Annotated in this window: 17 protein-coding genes and 1 tRNA gene; 11 read left to right on the plus strand and 7 right to left on the minus strand. The window is 67.0% G+C overall.

All coding sequences use genetic code 11. The features are described 5' to 3' along the window. Positions 1-10: 10 nt before the first annotated feature. The 3 genes from ACQZ13_RS25675 (at position 11) to ACQZ13_RS25685 (ending at position 1,757) form a co-directional block, all read left to right on the plus strand. Complete coding sequence (locus ACQZ13_RS25675; protein ID WP_431048685.1) at positions 11-628, plus strand: hypothetical protein; 618 nt, start codon at positions 11-13, stop codon at positions 626-628. A gap of 221 nt (positions 629-849) precedes the next feature. Further along, on the plus strand, positions 850-1,164 hold the full coding sequence (grxD, locus tag ACQZ13_RS25680) for a Grx4 family monothiol glutaredoxin (RefSeq protein WP_088407921.1): 315 nt from the start codon (positions 850-852) through the stop codon (positions 1,162-1,164). Then, positions 1,164-1,757: a UbiX family flavin prenyltransferase gene (locus ACQZ13_RS25685; RefSeq protein WP_431048686.1), complete on the plus strand. Its 594-nt coding sequence runs from the start codon at positions 1,164-1,166 to the stop codon at positions 1,755-1,757. Before grxD ends, ACQZ13_RS25685 begins: the two co-directional genes overlap by 1 nt. A 7-nt stretch (positions 1,758-1,764) precedes the next feature. On the opposite strand, the gene ACQZ13_RS25690 is transcribed toward ACQZ13_RS25685, so the two are convergent. The 3 genes from ACQZ13_RS25690 to ACQZ13_RS25700 form a co-directional block, all read right to left on the minus strand. Then, positions 1,765-2,406 carry a lytic transglycosylase domain-containing protein gene (locus ACQZ13_RS25690; RefSeq protein WP_431048687.1) on the minus strand — a complete coding sequence of 214 codons (642 nt, stop codon included), beginning with the start codon at positions 2,404-2,406 and terminating at the stop codon, positions 1,765-1,767. Between the two features lie 95 nt (positions 2,407-2,501). Next, positions 2,502-3,602: a DUF418 domain-containing protein gene (locus tag ACQZ13_RS25695; protein ID WP_431048688.1), complete on the minus strand. Its 1,101-nt coding sequence runs from the start codon at positions 3,600-3,602 to the stop codon at positions 2,502-2,504. After that, positions 3,599-5,341: a proline--tRNA ligase gene (locus ACQZ13_RS25700; protein ID WP_431048689.1), complete on the minus strand. Its 1,743-nt coding sequence runs from the start codon at positions 5,339-5,341 to the stop codon at positions 3,599-3,601. Before ACQZ13_RS25700 ends, ACQZ13_RS25695 begins: the two co-directional genes overlap by 4 nt. A gap of 136 nt (positions 5,342-5,477) precedes the next feature. On the opposite strand from ACQZ13_RS25700, the gene ACQZ13_RS25705 reads away from it, so the two are divergent. Further along, entirely contained in the window at positions 5,478-6,203 is a 726-nt protein-coding gene (locus ACQZ13_RS25705; RefSeq protein ID WP_431048690.1) for an RNA pyrophosphohydrolase, read from the plus strand. An 81-nt stretch (positions 6,204-6,284) separates the two neighbouring features. On the opposite strand, the gene proB is transcribed toward ACQZ13_RS25705, so the two are convergent. From proB to rplU, 4 genes are all read right to left on the minus strand, one after another. After that, positions 6,285-7,442: a glutamate 5-kinase gene (gene proB / locus ACQZ13_RS25710; RefSeq protein ID WP_431048691.1), complete on the minus strand. Its 1,158-nt coding sequence runs from the start codon at positions 7,440-7,442 to the stop codon at positions 6,285-6,287. A gap of 39 nt (positions 7,443-7,481) precedes the next feature. Next, entirely contained in the window at positions 7,482-8,687 is a 1,206-nt protein-coding gene (gene cgtA, locus ACQZ13_RS25715) for an Obg family GTPase CgtA (protein ID WP_431048692.1), read from the minus strand. Positions 8,688-8,921: 234 nt separating this feature from the next. Beyond that, on the minus strand, positions 8,922-9,179 hold the full coding sequence (rpmA, locus tag ACQZ13_RS25720; protein WP_088407914.1) for a 50S ribosomal protein L27: 258 nt from the start codon (positions 9,177-9,179) through the stop codon (positions 8,922-8,924). A 38-nt stretch (positions 9,180-9,217) separates the two neighbouring features. After that, entirely contained in the window at positions 9,218-9,529 is a 312-nt protein-coding gene (gene rplU / locus ACQZ13_RS25725) for a 50S ribosomal protein L21 (protein WP_297531896.1), read from the minus strand. Between the two features lie 250 nt (positions 9,530-9,779). Here rplU and ACQZ13_RS25730 point away from each other — a divergent pair, with 250 nt between their 5' ends. From ACQZ13_RS25730 to zapD, 7 genes are all read left to right on the plus strand, one after another. Continuing rightward, positions 9,780-10,832 (plus strand): polyprenyl synthetase family protein, encoded by a 1,053-nt coding sequence (locus tag ACQZ13_RS25730; RefSeq protein ID WP_431048693.1) that lies wholly within the window; start codon positions 9,780-9,782, stop codon positions 10,830-10,832. Between the two features lie 38 nt (positions 10,833-10,870). After that, positions 10,871-10,947 (plus strand) — tRNA-Pro (locus tag ACQZ13_RS25735). 328 nt (positions 10,948-11,275) lie between these two features. Further along, a complete protein-coding gene (gene pilB / locus ACQZ13_RS25740; protein WP_431048694.1) occupies positions 11,276-13,009 on the plus strand; it encodes a type IV-A pilus assembly ATPase PilB in 1,734 nt (577 codons plus the stop codon). 125 nt (positions 13,010-13,134) lie between these two features. Next, on the plus strand, positions 13,135-14,370 hold the full coding sequence (locus ACQZ13_RS25745) for a type II secretion system F family protein (protein ID WP_431048695.1): 1,236 nt from the start codon (positions 13,135-13,137) through the stop codon (positions 14,368-14,370). After that, complete coding sequence (locus tag ACQZ13_RS25750; protein ID WP_431048696.1) at positions 14,371-15,315, plus strand: prepilin peptidase; 945 nt, start codon at positions 14,371-14,373, stop codon at positions 15,313-15,315. Positions 15,316-15,337: 22 nt separating this feature from the next. After that, positions 15,338-15,931, plus strand: a complete 594-nt coding sequence (coaE, locus tag ACQZ13_RS25755) for a dephospho-CoA kinase (protein ID WP_431048697.1) — start codon at positions 15,338-15,340, stop codon at positions 15,929-15,931. A gap of 76 nt (positions 15,932-16,007) precedes the next feature. Continuing rightward, complete coding sequence (gene zapD / locus ACQZ13_RS25760; RefSeq protein ID WP_088407952.1) at positions 16,008-16,763, plus strand: cell division protein ZapD; 756 nt, start codon at positions 16,008-16,010, stop codon at positions 16,761-16,763. The last annotated feature ends 41 nt before the right edge of the window (positions 16,764-16,804 follow it).

Below are 16,804 nucleotides of genomic sequence, written 5' to 3' on the forward strand. Positions count from 1 at the left end.
GAGACCTGTCATGAGCGCCGCCCCCTTGCTCCTGCGCCTTGCCGTGGTCCTGGCCGGCAGTGTCTGCATGGTCGGCGCCGCGTGGGCCCAACAGGGCCTGCAACTGAAACCGGACCGCAAGGCCTTCACCAGCTGGCAGGGCCGGCTGCAACTGAGCCAGGCCCAGGACAACGACAGCCTCTCCTTCGACGCCCGCAGCGGCAGCCGCGTGTTGAGCGCCAATCTGCTGGCGGACTACTACCTCACCGGATCCGGCATGGGCGCCGGCACGCGCGGCGGCCTGCGGGCCACCGGCGGCCTGATGCTCGGCCCGATGTCGCTGCTGCAGAGCAGTTCCGGCGTGGCGCTGGGCCAGGCGGCGACGGTCACGCCGTCGCTGTCGGCCGGTCGTCGCAGCCTCAGCCTGCTCACCGGACCGGAGCGCGAACCCAACCTGTCGCTCTCCTACGTGGGCGTCGGCTACACCAGCTACTCGCTGCGCAACGGCTGGGGGTTCAGCGCCGACGTCGGCGTGGTGGGCGGCGGCGCCTCAAGCCTGCGCCTGGGCAACAGCGCGCCGCAGGCCGAGTTGTCGCAGGACCTGCGCTACAAGCCGGTCATCCAGCTGGGCGTCAGCTACAGCTTCTGATCCGGCCCGCGCCGGATCGAGCCGACCGGTTGGAGCCGACCGGTTGGAGCCGCCCGGCTGGGGCAGGCGAACGGTTTGAGCCCAGCCCAGCGCGGGCTTGCGCGCTGCTTGATAATCCTCCCATCGCGCGGCTCGGTGACTCTCCATGTCCATGGACCCCGGAACGGATCCTGCCGCGCACTGCACACGCCTTCCCGCTTCAGCTTTCAGAGGATTCCGCCATGAGCGACGTTCAGCAACGCATCGACGACCTGGTCAAGGGCAACCGCATCGTGCTCTTCATGAAGGGCACCGCGCAGTTCCCGATGTGCGGCTTCTCCGGCCGCGCGATCCAGATCCTGAAGGCCAGCGGCGCCAGCGAGCTGAAGACCTTCAACGTGCTCGAGGACGAGAGCGTCCGCCAGGGCATCAAGGACTACGCCAACTGGCCCACCATCCCGCAGCTCTACGTCGACGGCGAATTCGTCGGCGGCTCCGACATCATGATGGAGATGTACGAGAGCGGCGAGCTGCAGCAGCTGCTGGCCAAGGCCTGATGACCGCCGCGGCGGCACCGCGGCCGCGTCTGATCGTCGGCATCAGCGGCGCGACCGGTGCCGCCTACGGGCTGCAACTGCTGCGACGGGCCCGCGCGATCGGCGCGGAGACCCACCTGGTCCTCAGCCCCGCGGGCGTGCTCAACGCCCACCATGAACTGGGGCTCGCACGCGATGCGCTGGAGCGCGAGGCGGACTTCGCCTACGCGCCCGGCGACATCGGCGCCTGCGTCGCCAGCGGCAGCTTCCCGACCGCCGCGATGGTGATCGCGCCCTGCTCGATGCGCACGCTCGCCGCGGTCGCGCACGGGCTGTCGGACAACCTCATGACCCGCGCCGCCGACGTCACGCTCAAGGAGCGCCGCCGTCTGATCCTGATGGTGCGCGAGACGCCGTTCAACCTCGCCCACCTGCGCAACATGACCGCGGTGACCGAGATGGGCGGCATCGTCTTCCCGCCGCTGCCGGCGCTGTACCTGAAGCCGACCTCGATCGACGAGATGGTGGCCGAGACCGTCGAGCGCGTGCTCGAACTGGCCCAGCTGCCCGGCGCGGCGCCGCAGGCCTGGCTGGGGCTGCGGCCTCAGGCCTGACCCGGCCTCAGGCCTGACCCGGCATCAGCCAGCCCTTGCGGGCGCCCATCACCATGTTCGGATACTCCGCGCGCCCGCGGCTGCCGTTGTAACGGCCCAGCGCAAGGAACAGGTCGCCCTTCTCGCGGTCCAGGTAGTGCCGCAGGATCACGCAGCCGAAGCGCAGGTTGGTCTGCATGTGGAACAGCCGGGATACCTGACCGTCGCCGATGGAGCGCATCCAGAACGGCATCACCTGCATGTAGCCGCGCGCGCCGGCGACGCTGATCGCGTACTTCTTGAAGCCGCTCTCCACCTGCACCAGGCCCAGCACCAGCGCGGTCTCCAGGCCTGCACGGGCGCTCTCGTACCAGAGGGTCTCCAGGAACTCGATCCGCACCTGGGTCTCGCTCTTCTTGCGCTTCATGCGCTCGCTCATCTCGCCGAGCCAGCGCAGGTAGGCCAGGCGCGGCTCGATCGAATCGAAATGCGGCTTGGGCGGCGCGTCCGAGGCGATCGCGGCCGACATCGCGGAGCGGACCGCATCGGCCAGCGGCTCCTCCACCTGGGCGCCGGCGAACGCCGGACGCGGCAGGCAACTGGCCGCGCCGGCGAGCAGCAGCGCGCGGCGCGAGGTGGGAGCAATCGTCTTGAAGCCAGAGTCAGTCACGGGAACGGCGGAGATCAGGGGATCAGGGGAAATCGGAACTCGATCGAGAAGCGAGAGGCCGAGGCGCGGCAGCATAACGGCGCGCGCCGCCGCCGTCAGCGGGCGAGCCAGCGTTCCAGCGGCAAAGGTCGCGGACCGCGTACGCGCGCGAGCAGCAGGCCGCCGGTCCAGTACGCGAGCGCCAGACCGGCCGCCAGCACCGTTCCCGGCTGCCACGCGAGGCCGGCGCCGCTGAAGAGCGAGAAGCTCAACACCGAGCTGAACAGGTACAGGCTGAGCGTGTGCCGCCCCAGCGGCGCGAGCACGTCCAGCAGCCGCGGATCGCGGCGCAGACGCAGCACCAGCGCGGGCACGGCGGCGCTCAAAAGCAGCATCGTCGGATAGAGATAGAAGATCGCGAAGCGGCTGGTGACGTAGCTGTCGCCATCGCGCAACCCGGGCCAGAGCAGCGAGGCGAACGCGATGTTCACCGCCACCGCCGGCCACAGCCAGCGACGCGACCAACGGCGCAAGGCGGGCTCCCAGCGCGGGTGGGAGAACAGCCGCAGACGCGCCGCCATCAGTCCCGCGGTCATCAGCAGCAGCGGCGTGGGCAGGCCCAGCGTGGCGAAGGCGATGGTCGACGCGATGAAGTGGCCCGCGTTGCGCAGCGTCCAGTCTCCCCATGCCGCAGGCACCGACATCGACAGCGACGGCTCGCCCGACAGCGGCATGCTGGCCATGAGCACCGTGAGCGCGATCACCGCGAGTTCCAATCCGACCAGCACCCGCAGTCGGACCTTCAGCATCCCCATGGAATGCCCGGCCCAGATCGCCAGCACCGATCCGGAGACCGCGTAGAGCGTCAGGATGTCGCCCATGTAGAGCAACGTGCCGTGCAGCAGGCCGAGCGTCAGCAGCTTCGCAAGGCGCCGTCGGCGCTTGCCCAGCGCCTCTTCGCCGCGGGACTGGGACAGGCCCTGGCTGTAGCCGAACAGGAAGGCCAGCAGCGCGATGCCCTTGCCCGCGATGAGCGCGTGCAGGAACCAGGAGACGACCTGCGCGACAAGCCCGTCGGCGGGCGATGGCGGACTGAGCGGTCCGGCATCCGGCAGGGCGGGATACCCCACCCAGTTGACCGCGACCACCGGGAACAGCGCCAGCGCGCGCAGCGCGTCCACCGCCGCGACACGCTGCGGCGGACGGGCCGGATTCACGCGAGTCGTTGCTTCAGGTGAGCGACGACGTCAGCCAGTGCCAGCTTGGTGGCGGCGGCATCGCGGCGGCCCTGGTACTCGACCTGGCCTTCCTTGAGGCCGCGGTCGGAGATCACCACGCGGTGCGGCACGCCGACCAGTTCCCAGTCCGCGAACATGGCGCCGGGGCGCTCGCCGCGGTCGTCCAGCAGCACGTCGATGCCCAGGTCCAGCAGCTCTTCGTGCAGCTTCGTCGCGGCGGCCTTCACGTCCTCGTTGCGGTCCATGCCGATCGGGCAGACCACGACGGTGAACGGCGCGATGGCGTCGGGCCAGACGATGCCGCGCTCGTCATGGTTCTGCTCGATCGCCGCGCCCAGGATGCGCGTGACGCCGATGCCGTAGCAGCCCATCTCCATCAGCTGGGGCTTGCCGGTTTCGTCGAGGTAGCTCGCGTTCATCGCGGCCGAATACTTCGTGCCGAGATAGAAGACATGGCCGACCTCGATGCCGCGCTGGATCGCCAGCACGCCCTTGCCGTCCGGCGAGGGATCGCCCTCGACGACGTTGCGGATGTCGGCCACCAGGTCGGGCTCGGGCAGGTCGCGACCCCAGTTCGCACCGGTGAAGTGGAAGTCGGCCTCGTTGGCGCCGCAGACGAAGTCCGCCATGTGGGCGGCGGTCCGGTCCGCGATGATCTTCAGCGGCTGCGCCAGGCCGATCGGGCCCAGGTAGCCGGGCTTGCAGCCGAAGTGGGTGTCGATCTCGGCGGCGGTGGCGAAGCGGAAGCCGCCCTTCAGGCCTTCCAGCTTGCCGACCTTCACTTCGTTCAGGTCGTGGTCGCCGCGGACCAGCAGCAGCCAGACCTGCGATTTGACGATGTTGCCCTCGTCGTCGAGCTCGTCGGTCGCCAGCACCAGCGACTTCACTGTCTGCGACAGCGGCAGCTTCAGCAGCTCGGCGACGTCGGCGCAGGTGGCCTTGCCGGGCGTCGGCGTCTTCGTCAGCGGCTGCGTCGCGGCACCGCGCGTGGCGATCAGCGACAGCGCCTCGGCCAGCTCGATGTTGGCCGCGTAGTCGCTGGTCGGGCAATAGATGATGGCGTCCTCGCCGGTCTCGGCGATGACCTGGAACTCATGCGAGCGGTCGCCGCCGATCGCGCCGGTGTCCGCCGCCACGGCGCGGTACTGCAGGCCCAGCCGGTCGAAGATCCGGCCGTAGGCCGCATACATCGCGTCGTAGCTGCGACCCGCTGCTTCCTTGTCGCGGTCGAACGAGTACGCATCCTTCATCGTGAACTCGCGGCCGCGCATGATCCCGAAGCGGGGCCGGCGTTCGTCGCGGAACTTTGTCTGGATGTGATAGAAATTCTTCGGCAGTTGCTTGTAGCTGCGCAGCTCCTGGCGCGCGATGTCGGTGATGACCTCTTCCGACGTCGGCTGGATGATGAAGTCGCGCCCGTGGCGGTCCTTCACGCGCAGCAGTTCGGGGCCCATCTTGTCGAAGCGGCCCGTCTCCTGCCACAGCTCGGCCGGTTGCACGACCGGCATCAGCAGCTCGACCGCGCCGGCGCGGTTCATCTCGCCGCGGATGATGTGCTCGACCTTGCGGATCACGCGCAGGCCCATCGGCATGTAGTTGTAGATGCCGGCGCCCAGGCGCTTGATCATGCCGGCCCGCATCATCAGTTTGTGGCTGACGATTTCCGCATCGGCGGGCGCTTCCTTGAGCGTGGAGATGAAGAACTGGGAGGCTTTCATGGGCGCAGAAAATAAAAGTCCGCGGTCAGCCGGGCCGCCGCGGAAGAAACCGTGAATCACCGAGGGTTAGCGATGATCGCGCCGGGTCGCAGCCCCGGTGCAATAATCAATCCAACGAATGATTTGAAGGTTGATTATGCTCGACCGTGAAGGCTTCCGGCCCAACGTCGGCATCATCCTGCTCAACCACAAGAACGAGGTGTTCTGGGGCAAGCGCATACGCACCCATTCTTGGCAGTTCCCCCAAGGGGGCATCAAGCATGGAGAGACGCCCGAGCAGGCGATGTTCAGAGAGCTGCATGAGGAAGTGGGCCTCACTGCGGACCACGTGCGCATCATCGCGCGCACGCGGGACTGGCTACGTTATGAAGTCCCGGACCACTTCATCCGGCGCGACGCGCGCGGACATTACCGCGGGCAGAAACAGATCTGGTTCCTGCTGCAGATGATGGGTCGCGACAGCGACATGAATCTGCGCGCCACCGACCACCCCGAGTTCGACGCCTGGCGCTGGAACGAATATTGGGTGCCGTTGGAGGCCGTGATCGAGTTCAAGCGCGGCGTGTATCAGATGGCGCTGACGGAACTCGCGCGATTCCTGCCGCGCCTGAACCATCACAACCGTTACCTGCGCGCCGGCATGCGGCCGCCGCCGCGCGGCGACCGTCATGGCGGACATGGCGACCACGGCGACCATCACGGCGATCAGGACCATCACCGGCATGAGCGCTTCGATCACCGGCCTCAGGACCATGGCGGTCCGGCACAGGTGGAGACCGCGCATCGGGAGTCGCACGACGGTCGCGAGACCGCGCCGCCGGGCGCCGCGCACGGCGGTCCGGTGGAGCCTCCGAAGGATTGAGCGCTCGCCGCTGACGGTGTGGACATGACAAAGGCGCCCTCGGGCGCCTTTGTTCATGATGGGTGGCTGCCGCCTGCCGCTTCAGCGCAGCACGAGGTTGTCGCGGTGGATCAGTTCCGGCTCGGCCGCGTAGCCGAGCACGCGCTCGATGTCGAACGACGGCTTGCGCGCGATCAGGCGCGCTTCGGCGCTGCCGTAGTTGGTCAGCCCGCGCGCAAGTTCCTGCCCGGCCAGGTCGACCACCGCGATGACGTCGCCGCGATGGAATTCGCCGGACACCTCCTGCACGCCGATCGGCAGCAGGCTCTTGCCCTCTTCCCGCAGCTTGATCGCCGCACCGGCATCGACGACGACCTTCCCGCGCAACTGCAGGTGATCGACCATCCACTGCTTGCGCGCCGCGAGCTTGGCGGTGGACGCCATCAGCGCCGTCCCGATCGCCTCGCCGGCGGCCAGCCGCAGCAGGACGTCGGGCTCACGGCCCCAGGCGATCACGGTGTTCGCGCCACTGCTGGCCGCGCGCTTGGCGGCCAGGATCTTGGTGATCATGCCGCCGCGTCCGATGCTGGAACCGGCACCGCCGGCCATCTCCTCAAGCTCGGGCTTGCCGGCCGTCGCGCGGTCGATGAAGCGGGCGTTCGGATCCTTGCGCGGATCGGCCGAGTACAGGCCCTTCTGGTCCGTGAGGATCACCAGCGCATCCGCCTCGACCAGGTTGGCGACCAGCGCGCCCAGCGTGTCGTTGTCGCCGAACTTGATCTCGTCGTTGACGACGGTGTCGTTCTCGTTGATCACCGGCACCACGCGATGCTGCAGCAGCGCCAGCAGCGTCGAGCGCGCATTCAGGTAGCGCTCGCGGTCCGCCAGGTCGGCATGCGTCAGCAGCACCTGCGCGCTGGTGAGACCCTGCTCGCGCAGCTTGGTCTCGTACATCTGCGCCAGGCCCATCTGCCCGACGGCCGCCGCGGCCTGCAGTTCGTGCAGTTCCTTCGGGCGGCTCGCCCAACCCAGGCGCTTCATGCCTTCGGCGATCGCGCCGCTGGACACCATCACGACCTCGCGGCCCTCGCGCGCCAGCTCCGCGAGCTGCCGGCACCAGTTGCCGATCGCCTCGGCGTCGACGCCGCGGCCCTCGTTGGTCACGAGACTGGAACCGACCTTCACGACGATGCGTCGCGCGTCCTTGAGGACACCAGCCAGTTCAGCGCCGAGATTTCCAGTCAGATTGCCGTTGCTCATGCGTCGAGGATCAGGGAGCCGAGAGGTCGAAGACGGAAGTCAGGGCAGCGGATCGAAGCGCGGATCGCGCTCGGGCGGCTTTTCCGCCTTCTCCGCTTTCTCGGCTTTGTCGGCTTTCGCCGCCTTGACCGCCTTGTTCTTCGTCGCGCGCGTCTTGCGCGTTTCCTGGAAAGCCTTGGGCGGATCGATGGTCGGTTCGTCGAAGCGCGCGTCGGCATCCTCGACCGGCGGCGACTGGATCGCCGCCACGTGGTCGTAGATGGCGCGGATCAGCGGCTCGCAGCCCTCGCGCGTCAGCGCGGAGATCTCGAAGACCGGGCCCTTCCACTTGTAGCGCTTGATGAAGTCCTTCACGCGGGCGGCGCGCTCTTCCGCCGGCACCATGTCCAGCTTGTTCAGCACCAGCCAGCGCGGCTTCTCGAAGAGCGCCTCGTCGTACTTCTTCAGTTCCTTGACGATGGCCTTGGCCTCGGCGACCGGGTCGACCTCCGGATTGAACGGCGCCAGGTCGACCACGTGCAGCAGCACGCGCGTGCGCTGCAGGTGGCGCAGGAACTGGTGGCCGAGGCCGGCGCCTTCGGCGGCGCCCTCGATCAGGCCGGGGATGTCGGCGATGACGAAGCTCTTCTCCGGACCCACGCGCACCACGCCCAGGTTGGGGTACAGCGTCGTGAACGGGTAGTCGGCGATCTTCGGGCGCGCATTGGACACGGCGGCGATCAGCGTCGACTTGCCGGCGTTGGGCTGACCGAGCAGGCCGACGTCGGCCAGCACGCGCAGTTCCATCTTGATCTTCTTGATCTCGCCGGGCCAGCCGGGCGTCTTCTGACGCGGGGCGCGGTTCGTCGAGGTCTTGAAATGCAGGTTGCCGAAGCCGCCGTCGCCGCCCTTGGCCAGCAGCACCGGCACATCGGGCTCGAGCAGCTCGGCGATGATCTCGTCGGTCTCCAGGTCGCGGACGATGGTGCCGACCGGCACCTTCAGCGTGATGTCGTCGGCGGCAGCGCCGAACTGGTCCGAGCCGCGGCCCGCTTCGCCGTTGCGCGCCTCGTGGCGGCGCGCATAGCGGTAGTCGATCAGCGTGTTGAGGTTGCGGTCGGCCATCGCGAAGACGCTGCCGCCCTTGCCGCCGTCGCCCCCGTCCGGGCCGCCGAAGGGAATGAACTTCTCGCGGCGGAAACTGGCGCAACCCGCGCCGCCGTTGCCGGCGGCGATATCGATGGTGGCTTCGTCAACGAACTTCATGGATGGCCTTCAGTCCCGGAGAGCGGGGCTATCGTAATTCACGCCCCCGCGCTCCCGCGCGAGGCCATGCTTTGAATCGGTGCGAGTCAGGTTTCGCCGGACTCACGGTCGGCGCGGCGCCCGACGGGATCGGGCCCCGAGAAAGAACAAAGCCCCGGACGAAGCCGGGGCTCTGGGTCCGCCGGACACGGGAGACCAGGTCTCCCGCATCGCGGCGTCAGGACATCAAGTCGCTCAGATCGCCGTGACGACGACCGTGGAGCGGCTGTTCTCGCCCTTGACGGTGAAGGACACCGTGCCGTCGATCAGCGCGAACAGCGTGTGGTCCTTGCCCATGCCCACGTTGGTGCCGGCGTGGAACTTCGTGCCGCGTTGGCGGACGATGATCGAGCCAGCCGAGATGGTCTGGCCGCCGTACACCTTGACGCCCAGCATCTTCGGCTTCGAGTCGCGGCCATTTCGTGTGGAGCCGCCGCCCTTTTTCTGTGCCATGGATTACTCCTTGATCAGATTACGAGAGAGTCAAAGATTCAGCCGTTGACCGCGCTGATTTCCAGCTCGGTGAACGTCTGGCGATGGCCTTGGCTCTTCTTGTAGTGCTTGCGACGACGCAGCTTGAAGATGCGCACCTTGTCGTGCTTGCCATGCGCCACCACGGTGGCCTTGACGCTTGCACCCGCAACCAAGGGAGTCCCGATCTTCAGGTCCGCGCCGTTTCCGACGGCCAGCACCTGGTCAATCACGATCTCTTGGCCAACGTCCGCAGCAATCTGTTCTACCTTGATCTTTTCGCCAGCAGCAACCTTGTATTGCTTGCCGCCGGTTTTTATGACCGCGTACATATCAGCCCTTTCACATGAGAGCGGCTCGTCGGCACCCCGAAACAACCGGAGGCATCCATCGACCGCCCAAGAAAAAACACCGCACAAAGATGCGGAGCCCGAGAATGTAGCACAGACCGCTGCATCGATGCAAACCCTGATGCATCGCGAAGCCCGTAGCCACCGGCCTTGCGAGGCATCCGAGCGACACCGCAGAGGTCTTCGCGAGGCGCCGCAGAGGCTTTGAGGGCGCTCTCGTGCGAAGGCGCGGATGTCACGGACAGACCTGGCCCCGCGCCTTCCTATAATCCGCGCTTCCCCTCACAGTGAGTCCAGAGTGCAGCCCATTGCCTCTACCCCAGTTGCCGAGGTCCTCGAGGCGCTGAACGCGCAGATGAACGAAGTCGACGCCGTGATCGCGCAACGGCTTCGCTCGGACGTCGCCCTGATCAACCAGATCTCCGCGTACATCATCCACGCCGGCGGCAAGCGGATGCGTCCGAAGCTGGTGCTGATGTTCGCCAATGCACTGGACGCAGACTCCCCGGCCAGCCGGGAACTCGCGGCGGTGGTGGAGTTCATCCACACCGCCACCCTGCTGCATGACGACGTCGTCGACGAGTCCGCGCTGCGGCGCGGCAAGCAGACGGCCAACGCGCTGTTCGGCAACGCTGCCAGCGTGCTGGTGGGCGACTTCCTGTACTCGCGCGCCTTCCAGATGATGGTGTCGGTGAACCGCATGCGTGTACTGGAAGTACTCGCCGACGCGACCAACGTCATCGCCGAAGGCGAGGTCCTGCAGTTGATGAACATGCATGACCCGGATGTCGCGGTCGACAGCTACCTGCGCGTCATCCGCTACAAGACGGCCAAGCTGTTCGAAGCCAGCGCGCGCCTGGGTGCGGTGCTGGCCGACGCGCCGCCCGCACTCGAGGAAGCCTGCGCCGGCTACGGTCGCGCGCTGGGCACCGCCTTCCAGTTGATCGACGACACGCTGGACTACGAAGGCACGAGCGAATCGCTGGGCAAGAACGTCGGCGACGACCTGCGCGAAGGCAAGCCCACGCTGCCGCTGCTGATCGCGATGGAGCGCGGCACCGAGGCCGACCGCGCGCTGATCCGCCACGCCATCGAGCATGGCGAGGTCGAGCGGCTGCAGGACATCGTCGAGATCGTGCGTCGCACCGGCGCACTGGAAGCGACACGCGAAGCCGCCCGCGCGGAGGTCGCACAGGCGAGACAACATTTGTCGGCGCTCCCTCTTTCCAAGTGGAAAGAAAGCCTGCTAGAATTTGCGGCTCAGTCGGTGGAGAGAAGTTCTTGAACAGACGTTCTTGAAGTCTCTTGATCGAGTGACCAAAACGGGGTGTAGCTTAGCCTGGTAGAGCGCTACGTTCGGGACGTAGAGGCCGGAGGTTCGAATCCTCTCACCCCGACCAGGACATCGATGACGCCGCGAATCGCAAGGTTCGCGGCGTTTTTCTTTGCGCGCGCCAAACCGGGTCGGCGTCGCAGGCCACTCCACACGACGCTCGGTAACGCCACCCGCCTGGGACCCTCATGGGGTCAGGCCTTGCGGGCCTCCTGGGCGCGCAGGAACGGTATTGCACATTTCGCGCTCAATTTCCAGTGACCAAGGCCGAAACTGCACGAAGCGTCTGACTTCAGTGAAAGCCAGGGCTGCCCCTCCCGCCGCCCCTGCGTTCATGGGGGTAAAGTGAGGGGCTGTTCCGGCGCTTGCGCCGGCATCCGGCAAGACCTTACCCGATGGCGATATCCGTGGACACCACACTGGCAGAACCTCCTCAGTCCGCCCTGTCAGGCGTTGCCCGCGTGCTCGTGCACGCCGGCAAGCTCAAGCCGCAGGCCGCCGAGGACCTGGTCAAGCTGGCCCGGGAGAAGAAGACCAGCTTCATCAACGCGGTCATGGCTTCGGGCACCGTCACGCCGACGGACCTGGCGCACACGCTGTCGCACGCGCTCGCACTCCCGCTGCTGGACCTGAACGCCGTCGACGGCCACAAGCTGCCGCAGAACATCATCGACGCCAAACTGGCGGCGCAGTACCAGGTCGTGGTGCTGGCGCGCCGGGGCAACCGGCTCTTCATCGGCGGCGCCGATCCGACCGAGCAGGAAGTCGTCGAGCGCATCAAGTTCGCCACCCAGCTGACGCCTGAATGGATCATCGTCGAGCACGACAAGCTCGCGAAGCTGCTGGGCCTCAACGCGGCATCGACGGCAGAGGCCCTGGAAGCGATTGCCGGCGAGGACTTCGACTTCGACATCGCCGAGGACAGCGCCCCGCCGCCCGAGGAAACGCAGGAGATCGCCGACGTCGAGGACGCGCCGGTCGTGCGCTTCCTGCAGAAGATGCTGGTGGACGCGATCAACATGCGGGCGTCGGACCTGCATTTCGAACCCTTCGAGTACCACTACCGCGTCCGGTTCCGCGTCGACGGCGAGTTGCGCGAGATCACGCAGCCGCCGATCGCCATCAAGGACAAGCTGTCCTCGCGGATCAAGGTGATCTCGCGGATGGACATCTCCGAGCGCCGCGTGCCGCAGGACGGCCGGATGAAGCTGAAGTTCGGATCCAAGGCGATCGACTTCCGGGTCTCGACACTGCCGACGCTGTTCGGCGAGAAGATCGTGATCCGGATCCTGGACCCGTCCTCGGCCAAGCTGGGCATCGAGGCCCTGGGCTACGAGAAGATCGAGAAGGAACGGCTACTCCATTGCATCCACCGCCCTTACGGGATGATCCTGGTCACCGGGCCGACGGGGTCGGGGAAGACGGTGTCGCTGTACACCTGCCTCAACATCCTGAACCAGCCCGGCACCAACATCTCCACCGTCGAGGATCCGGCGGAAATCAACCTGCCCGGCATCAACCAGGTCAACGTCAACGACAAGGCCGGCCTGACCTTCTCCGCGGCGCTGAAGGCCTTCCTGCGGCAGGATCCGGACATCATCATGGTCGGCGAGATCCGGGACCTGGACACGGCCGACATCGCCATCAAGGCCGCCCAGACCGGCCACATGGTCATGTCGACGCTGCACACCAACGACGCCCCGACGACCCTGACCCGGTTGCTGAACATGGGGGTCGCCCCGTTCAACATCGCCTCCAGCGTGCTGCTGATCACCGCCCAGCGTCTGGCGCGCCGGCTGTGCGAGAACTGCAAGGCGCCGGCGGAATATCCGCGCGAGGCGCTGCTGCGCGCGGGCTTCGCGGAGGCGGATCTGGACGGCAGCTGGAAGCCGTACCGGGCCGTCGGCTGCTCGAATTGCAACAATGGTTATCGTGGGCGCGTCGGTCTTTACCAAGTGATGCCCATCACGGAGCCGATCCAGCGGATCATCCTGTCCGAGGGAACAGCCGTGGACATCGCCCACCAGGCCCGCGCGGATGGCGTGCGGGACCTGCGGCAGTCCGGGCTGGTCAAGGTCCGGGCGGGCGTCACGACACTGGAAGAGGTGCTGGCGGCCACCAACGAATGACATCGGCGGCATGACGCGGCGTCCTCGGACGCCGCTTTCGTGCGTCTGGCGTCGGGCTACCAGGACCGTTCGAACGAGTCAAAGATTGGGAGCGCCACTCATCTGGCGCGACGGCAGGAGGTGATATGGCGACGACCACCGCAGGCACAAAGAGCGCGGCCAAGGGCATCAAGGAATACGTCTTCGAATGGGAAGGCAAGGACCGCAACGGCAAGATCGTGCGCGGCGAGATGCGGGCCGGCGGCGAGGCCGTCATCAGCGCGTCGCTGAGGCGCCAGGGCATCCTGGTCAACAAGATCAAGAAGCGGCGTAGCTCCGGCGGTAAGTCCATCAAGCAGAAGGACATCTCGGTCTTCACGCGCCAGCTGGCCACCATGATGCGCGCCGGCGTCCCGCTGCTGCAGTCCTTCGACATCGTCGCACGTGGGAGTCCGAACCCCCGGCTGACGAAACTGCTGACCGACATCCGCCAGGACGTCGAGACCGGCACATCGCTGTCCGCGGCTTTCCGCAAGCATCCGCTCTACTTCGACGCGTTGTATTGCAACCTGGTCGAAGCCGGCGAGCAGGGCGGTATCCTGGAAGCCTTGCTGGACCGCCTGGCGATCTACCAGGAAAAGACGGTGGCGCTGAAGGGCAAGATCAAGTCGGCGCTGACCTACCCCATCGCGGTGCTGGTCGTGGCTTTCGTCGTGACGGCCGTGATCATGATCTTCGTGATCCCGGCCTTCAAGGACGTGTTCAAGTCCTTCGGCGCCGAACTGCCGGCACCGACGCTGTTCGTGATGGCGCTGTCGGAGATCTTCGTCGCGTACTGGTGGCTGATCTTCGGCGTCACCGGCGGCGGCATCTACTTCTTCTTCCAGAGCTGGAAACGCTCCGAGAAGATGCAGAAGTTCATGGACCGACTGCTGTTGAAGATCCCCATCTTCGGGCAGCTGATCTACAAGTCCGCGGTCGCGCGTTGGACGCGCACCCTGGCGACGATGTTCGCTGCCGGTGTGCCGCTCGTCGAGGCGTTGGACTCGGTCGGGGGCGCTTCCGGCAACGCCGTGTTCGCCGAGGCGACGGAGAAGATCCAACGCGACGTGTCGACAGGCGCATCGCTGACGACCTCGATGCAGACGACCGGCATCTTCCCGATCATGGTCCTGCAGATGGCCTCGATCGGCGAGGAATCCGGCTCGCTGGACCACATGCTGGGCAAGGCGGCGGACTTCTATGAAGAAGAGGTCGACGACGCCGTCAAGTCGCTGTCCAGCCTGATGGAGCCCGTCATCATCGTGTTCCTGGGCGGGCTGATCGGCGGCATCGTGGTGTCGATGTACCTGCCGATCTTCAAGCTGGGCGCGGTGGTGTAAGTGCTGGATCCGGCCCTGTGGGACGCACTGCTGTCCCCTGCGTATCTCGGCCTGATCGGTCTGTGTGTCGGCAGCTTCCTCAACGTCGTCATCTACCGGCTGCCGGTGATGATGCACCGGGAGTGGCTGTCCGATTGCGCGGACCAGTTAGCCATCGACAGCGACCTGCGAACTCACGCCGGACTCGACGAGACCTCGGCCCGGCAACTGGCCGCCGCCGCGCTCCCATTGCGCGAATCGCTGGATCGTCAGCCGGCCTTCTCGCTGGTCCGGCCGGCCTCGCGCTGCCCCCACTGCGGCCACCAGCTACGCTGGCATGAGAACCTGCCACTGCTCGGCTGGTTGCGGCTGGGCGGGAAATGCGCATCCTGCAAGGCGCCGATCTCTGCGCGATACCCGTTCATCGAGCTGCTCACCGGCCTGCTCTTCGCAGGCATCGCCTGGCGGCTGGGCGCCCAACCGGCGACCCTGCTGTACTGCGGTTTCGCCGCGGCGCTGGTGGCGCTGGCCGGCATCGACTGGGATACCACGCTGCTGCCGGACGGTATCAACCAACCGCTGCTGTGGGCCGGCCTGATCGCCGCCTTCGCCGGATGGATTCCGGTCTCGCTGGCCGATGCGCTCATCGGCGTGCTCGCGGGCTATCTGTCGCTGTGGTCCATCTACTGGGTGTTCAAGCTGGCCACCGGCAAGGAAGGCATGGGCTACGGCGACTTCAAGCTGCTCGCCGCCCTCGGCGCGTGGCTGGGCTGGCAGATGGTGCTGCCGGTCGCGCTCTTCGCCTCGCTGATCGGCGCCGTGGTCGGCATCGCGCTGAAGATGCGGGGAGGCCTGCGCGAAGGCCGGTATGTCCCGTTCGGCCCGTTCCTCGCTGGCGGCGGACTGGCCGTCCTGCTGATCGGCACCACGGAGGTCGCGGCCTGGCTGGGACTTCGGGCGATCTGATCGCCCTCCCCGGGAGCCCCTCGTGCGCATCGGCCTGACCGGCGGCATCGGCAGCGGCAAGAGCACCGTCGCGGCGGCGCTCGTGGACCTGGGCGGCGCCTTGCTGATCGATACCGACGCGATCTCCCGGGCGTTGACCCAGCCCAACGGCAACGCGATGCCGGCCATCGCCGCGCACTTCGGATCAGCCTTCGTCTCAACGGACGGCGCGCTCGACCGCGCAGCGATGCGGGAGTTGGCCTTCCGCGACCCGTCCGCCAAACGCGCGCTTGAAACCATCCTGCACCCGATGATCGGCGCGGAGACCGCCCGGCAGGAGGCGCTCGCCGGACCGGGGCAACGGATCGTGTTCGATGTGCCGCTGCTGGTGGAATCAGGACGCTGGCGTCGCCGTGTCGATCGGGTCCTGGTCGTCGACTGCCGGGAAGAGACGCAGGTCGCCCGCGTCATGGCGCGGTCCGGCCTGAGCGAATCGGCCGTGCGGGCCATCCTCGCCCAGCAGGCGACGCGCACTGAGCGTCGCGCCGCCGCGGATGCGGTGATCCATAACGACGGCCTCACGCTGGCCCAACTGCGTGAAGAGGTCGGGCGTCTGCTCGCCGGTCCCCTGTTCTGACCACCCCTCACCCGATCGGGGTAACGTCACGACACACTGTGGAACAATGGCCACTTGCCGCAAAGGGATGGTCGACTTGGTCCTCTACGAATACCCGTTCAACGAGAGCATCCGCACGATGCTCAGACTCGAACACCTGTTCGATCGGCTCGGTCAGTTGATGGCGCGCGACACCGCGATGGATCACCACTTCGCGTTGGCCACCATCTTCGAAGTGATGGACGTCGCCTCGCGCGCCGACCTCAAGGCCGACCTGCTCAAGGAGCTGGAGCGCCACCGCACGCAGTTCAACAGCTACCGGGGCAATCCGGCGGTGTCGGAAGCCGTGCTGGACGAGGTGGTCGGCCGCATCGATGCCGCGTTCGACAAGCTCAACCAGTTGCCCGGCAAGGCCGGTCACGCGCTCACGACCAATGAGTGGCTGATGAGCATCCGCAGCCGGATCTCGATCCCCGGCGGCACCTGCGAATTCGATCTGCCGGCCTACTACGCGTGGCAGCAGCTGCTGCCGGTGCGTCGTCGCAACGACCTGATGCAGTGGGCGCAGACGCTGATGCCGCTGGCCGAGGCGCTCAACGTGCTGCTGGGCCTGCTGCGCGACAGCGGCTCGCCGCACAAGGTGGCCGCGCACGGCGGCCAGTACCAGCAGAGCCTCCCGCCGGGCCGCAGCTTCCACATGCTGCGCATGCGCATCGACCCCAGCCTGGGCCTGATCCCCGAGATCAGCGGTCACCGGCTGATGGTCTCGATCCGGCTGATGCGCCAGGACGAAGACGGGCGCTTGAAACCGGCGCCGGTCGACGCCACCTTCGAACTGACCCTGTGTTCCTGACCCTGTATTCCTGACCCGGCGCGGCGCTGAGCGCCTCGCGC

The organism is Roseateles sp. L2-2, from assembly GCF_050613215.1.
GTDB classification, from domain to species: Bacteria; Pseudomonadota; Gammaproteobacteria; order Burkholderiales; family Burkholderiaceae_C; genus Roseateles; species Roseateles noduli.

Coding starts and splice junctions, on each gene's coding strand:
- rplU (WP_297531896.1), bottom strand. CDS start 9,529: ATGTACGCGGTCATAAAAACCGGCGGCAAGCAATACAAGGTTGCTGCT.
- ACQZ13_RS25675 (WP_431048685.1), top strand. CDS start 11: ATGAGCGCCGCCCCCTTGCTCCTGCGCCTTGCCGTGGTCCTGGCCGGC.
- ACQZ13_RS25685 (WP_431048686.1), top strand. CDS start 1,164: ATGACCGCCGCGGCGGCACCGCGGCCGCGTCTGATCGTCGGCATCAGC.
- rpmA (WP_088407914.1), bottom strand. CDS start 9,179: ATGGCACAGAAAAAGGGCGGCGGCTCCACACGAAATGGCCGCGACTCG.
- ACQZ13_RS25745 (WP_431048695.1), top strand. CDS start 13,135: ATGGCGACGACCACCGCAGGCACAAAGAGCGCGGCCAAGGGCATCAAG.
- cgtA (WP_431048692.1), bottom strand. CDS start 8,687: ATGAAGTTCGTTGACGAAGCCACCATCGATATCGCCGCCGGCAACGGC.
- pilB (WP_431048694.1), top strand. CDS start 11,276: ATGGCGATATCCGTGGACACCACACTGGCAGAACCTCCTCAGTCCGCC.
- proB (WP_431048691.1), bottom strand. CDS start 7,442: ATGAGCAACGGCAATCTGACTGGAAATCTCGGCGCTGAACTGGCTGGT.
- grxD (WP_088407921.1), top strand. CDS start 850: ATGAGCGACGTTCAGCAACGCATCGACGACCTGGTCAAGGGCAACCGC.
- ACQZ13_RS25700 (WP_431048689.1), bottom strand. CDS start 5,341: ATGAAAGCCTCCCAGTTCTTCATCTCCACGCTCAAGGAAGCGCCCGCC.
- ACQZ13_RS25730 (WP_431048693.1), top strand. CDS start 9,780: ATGTCACGGACAGACCTGGCCCCGCGCCTTCCTATAATCCGCGCTTCC.
- ACQZ13_RS25705 (WP_431048690.1), top strand. CDS start 5,478: ATGCTCGACCGTGAAGGCTTCCGGCCCAACGTCGGCATCATCCTGCTC.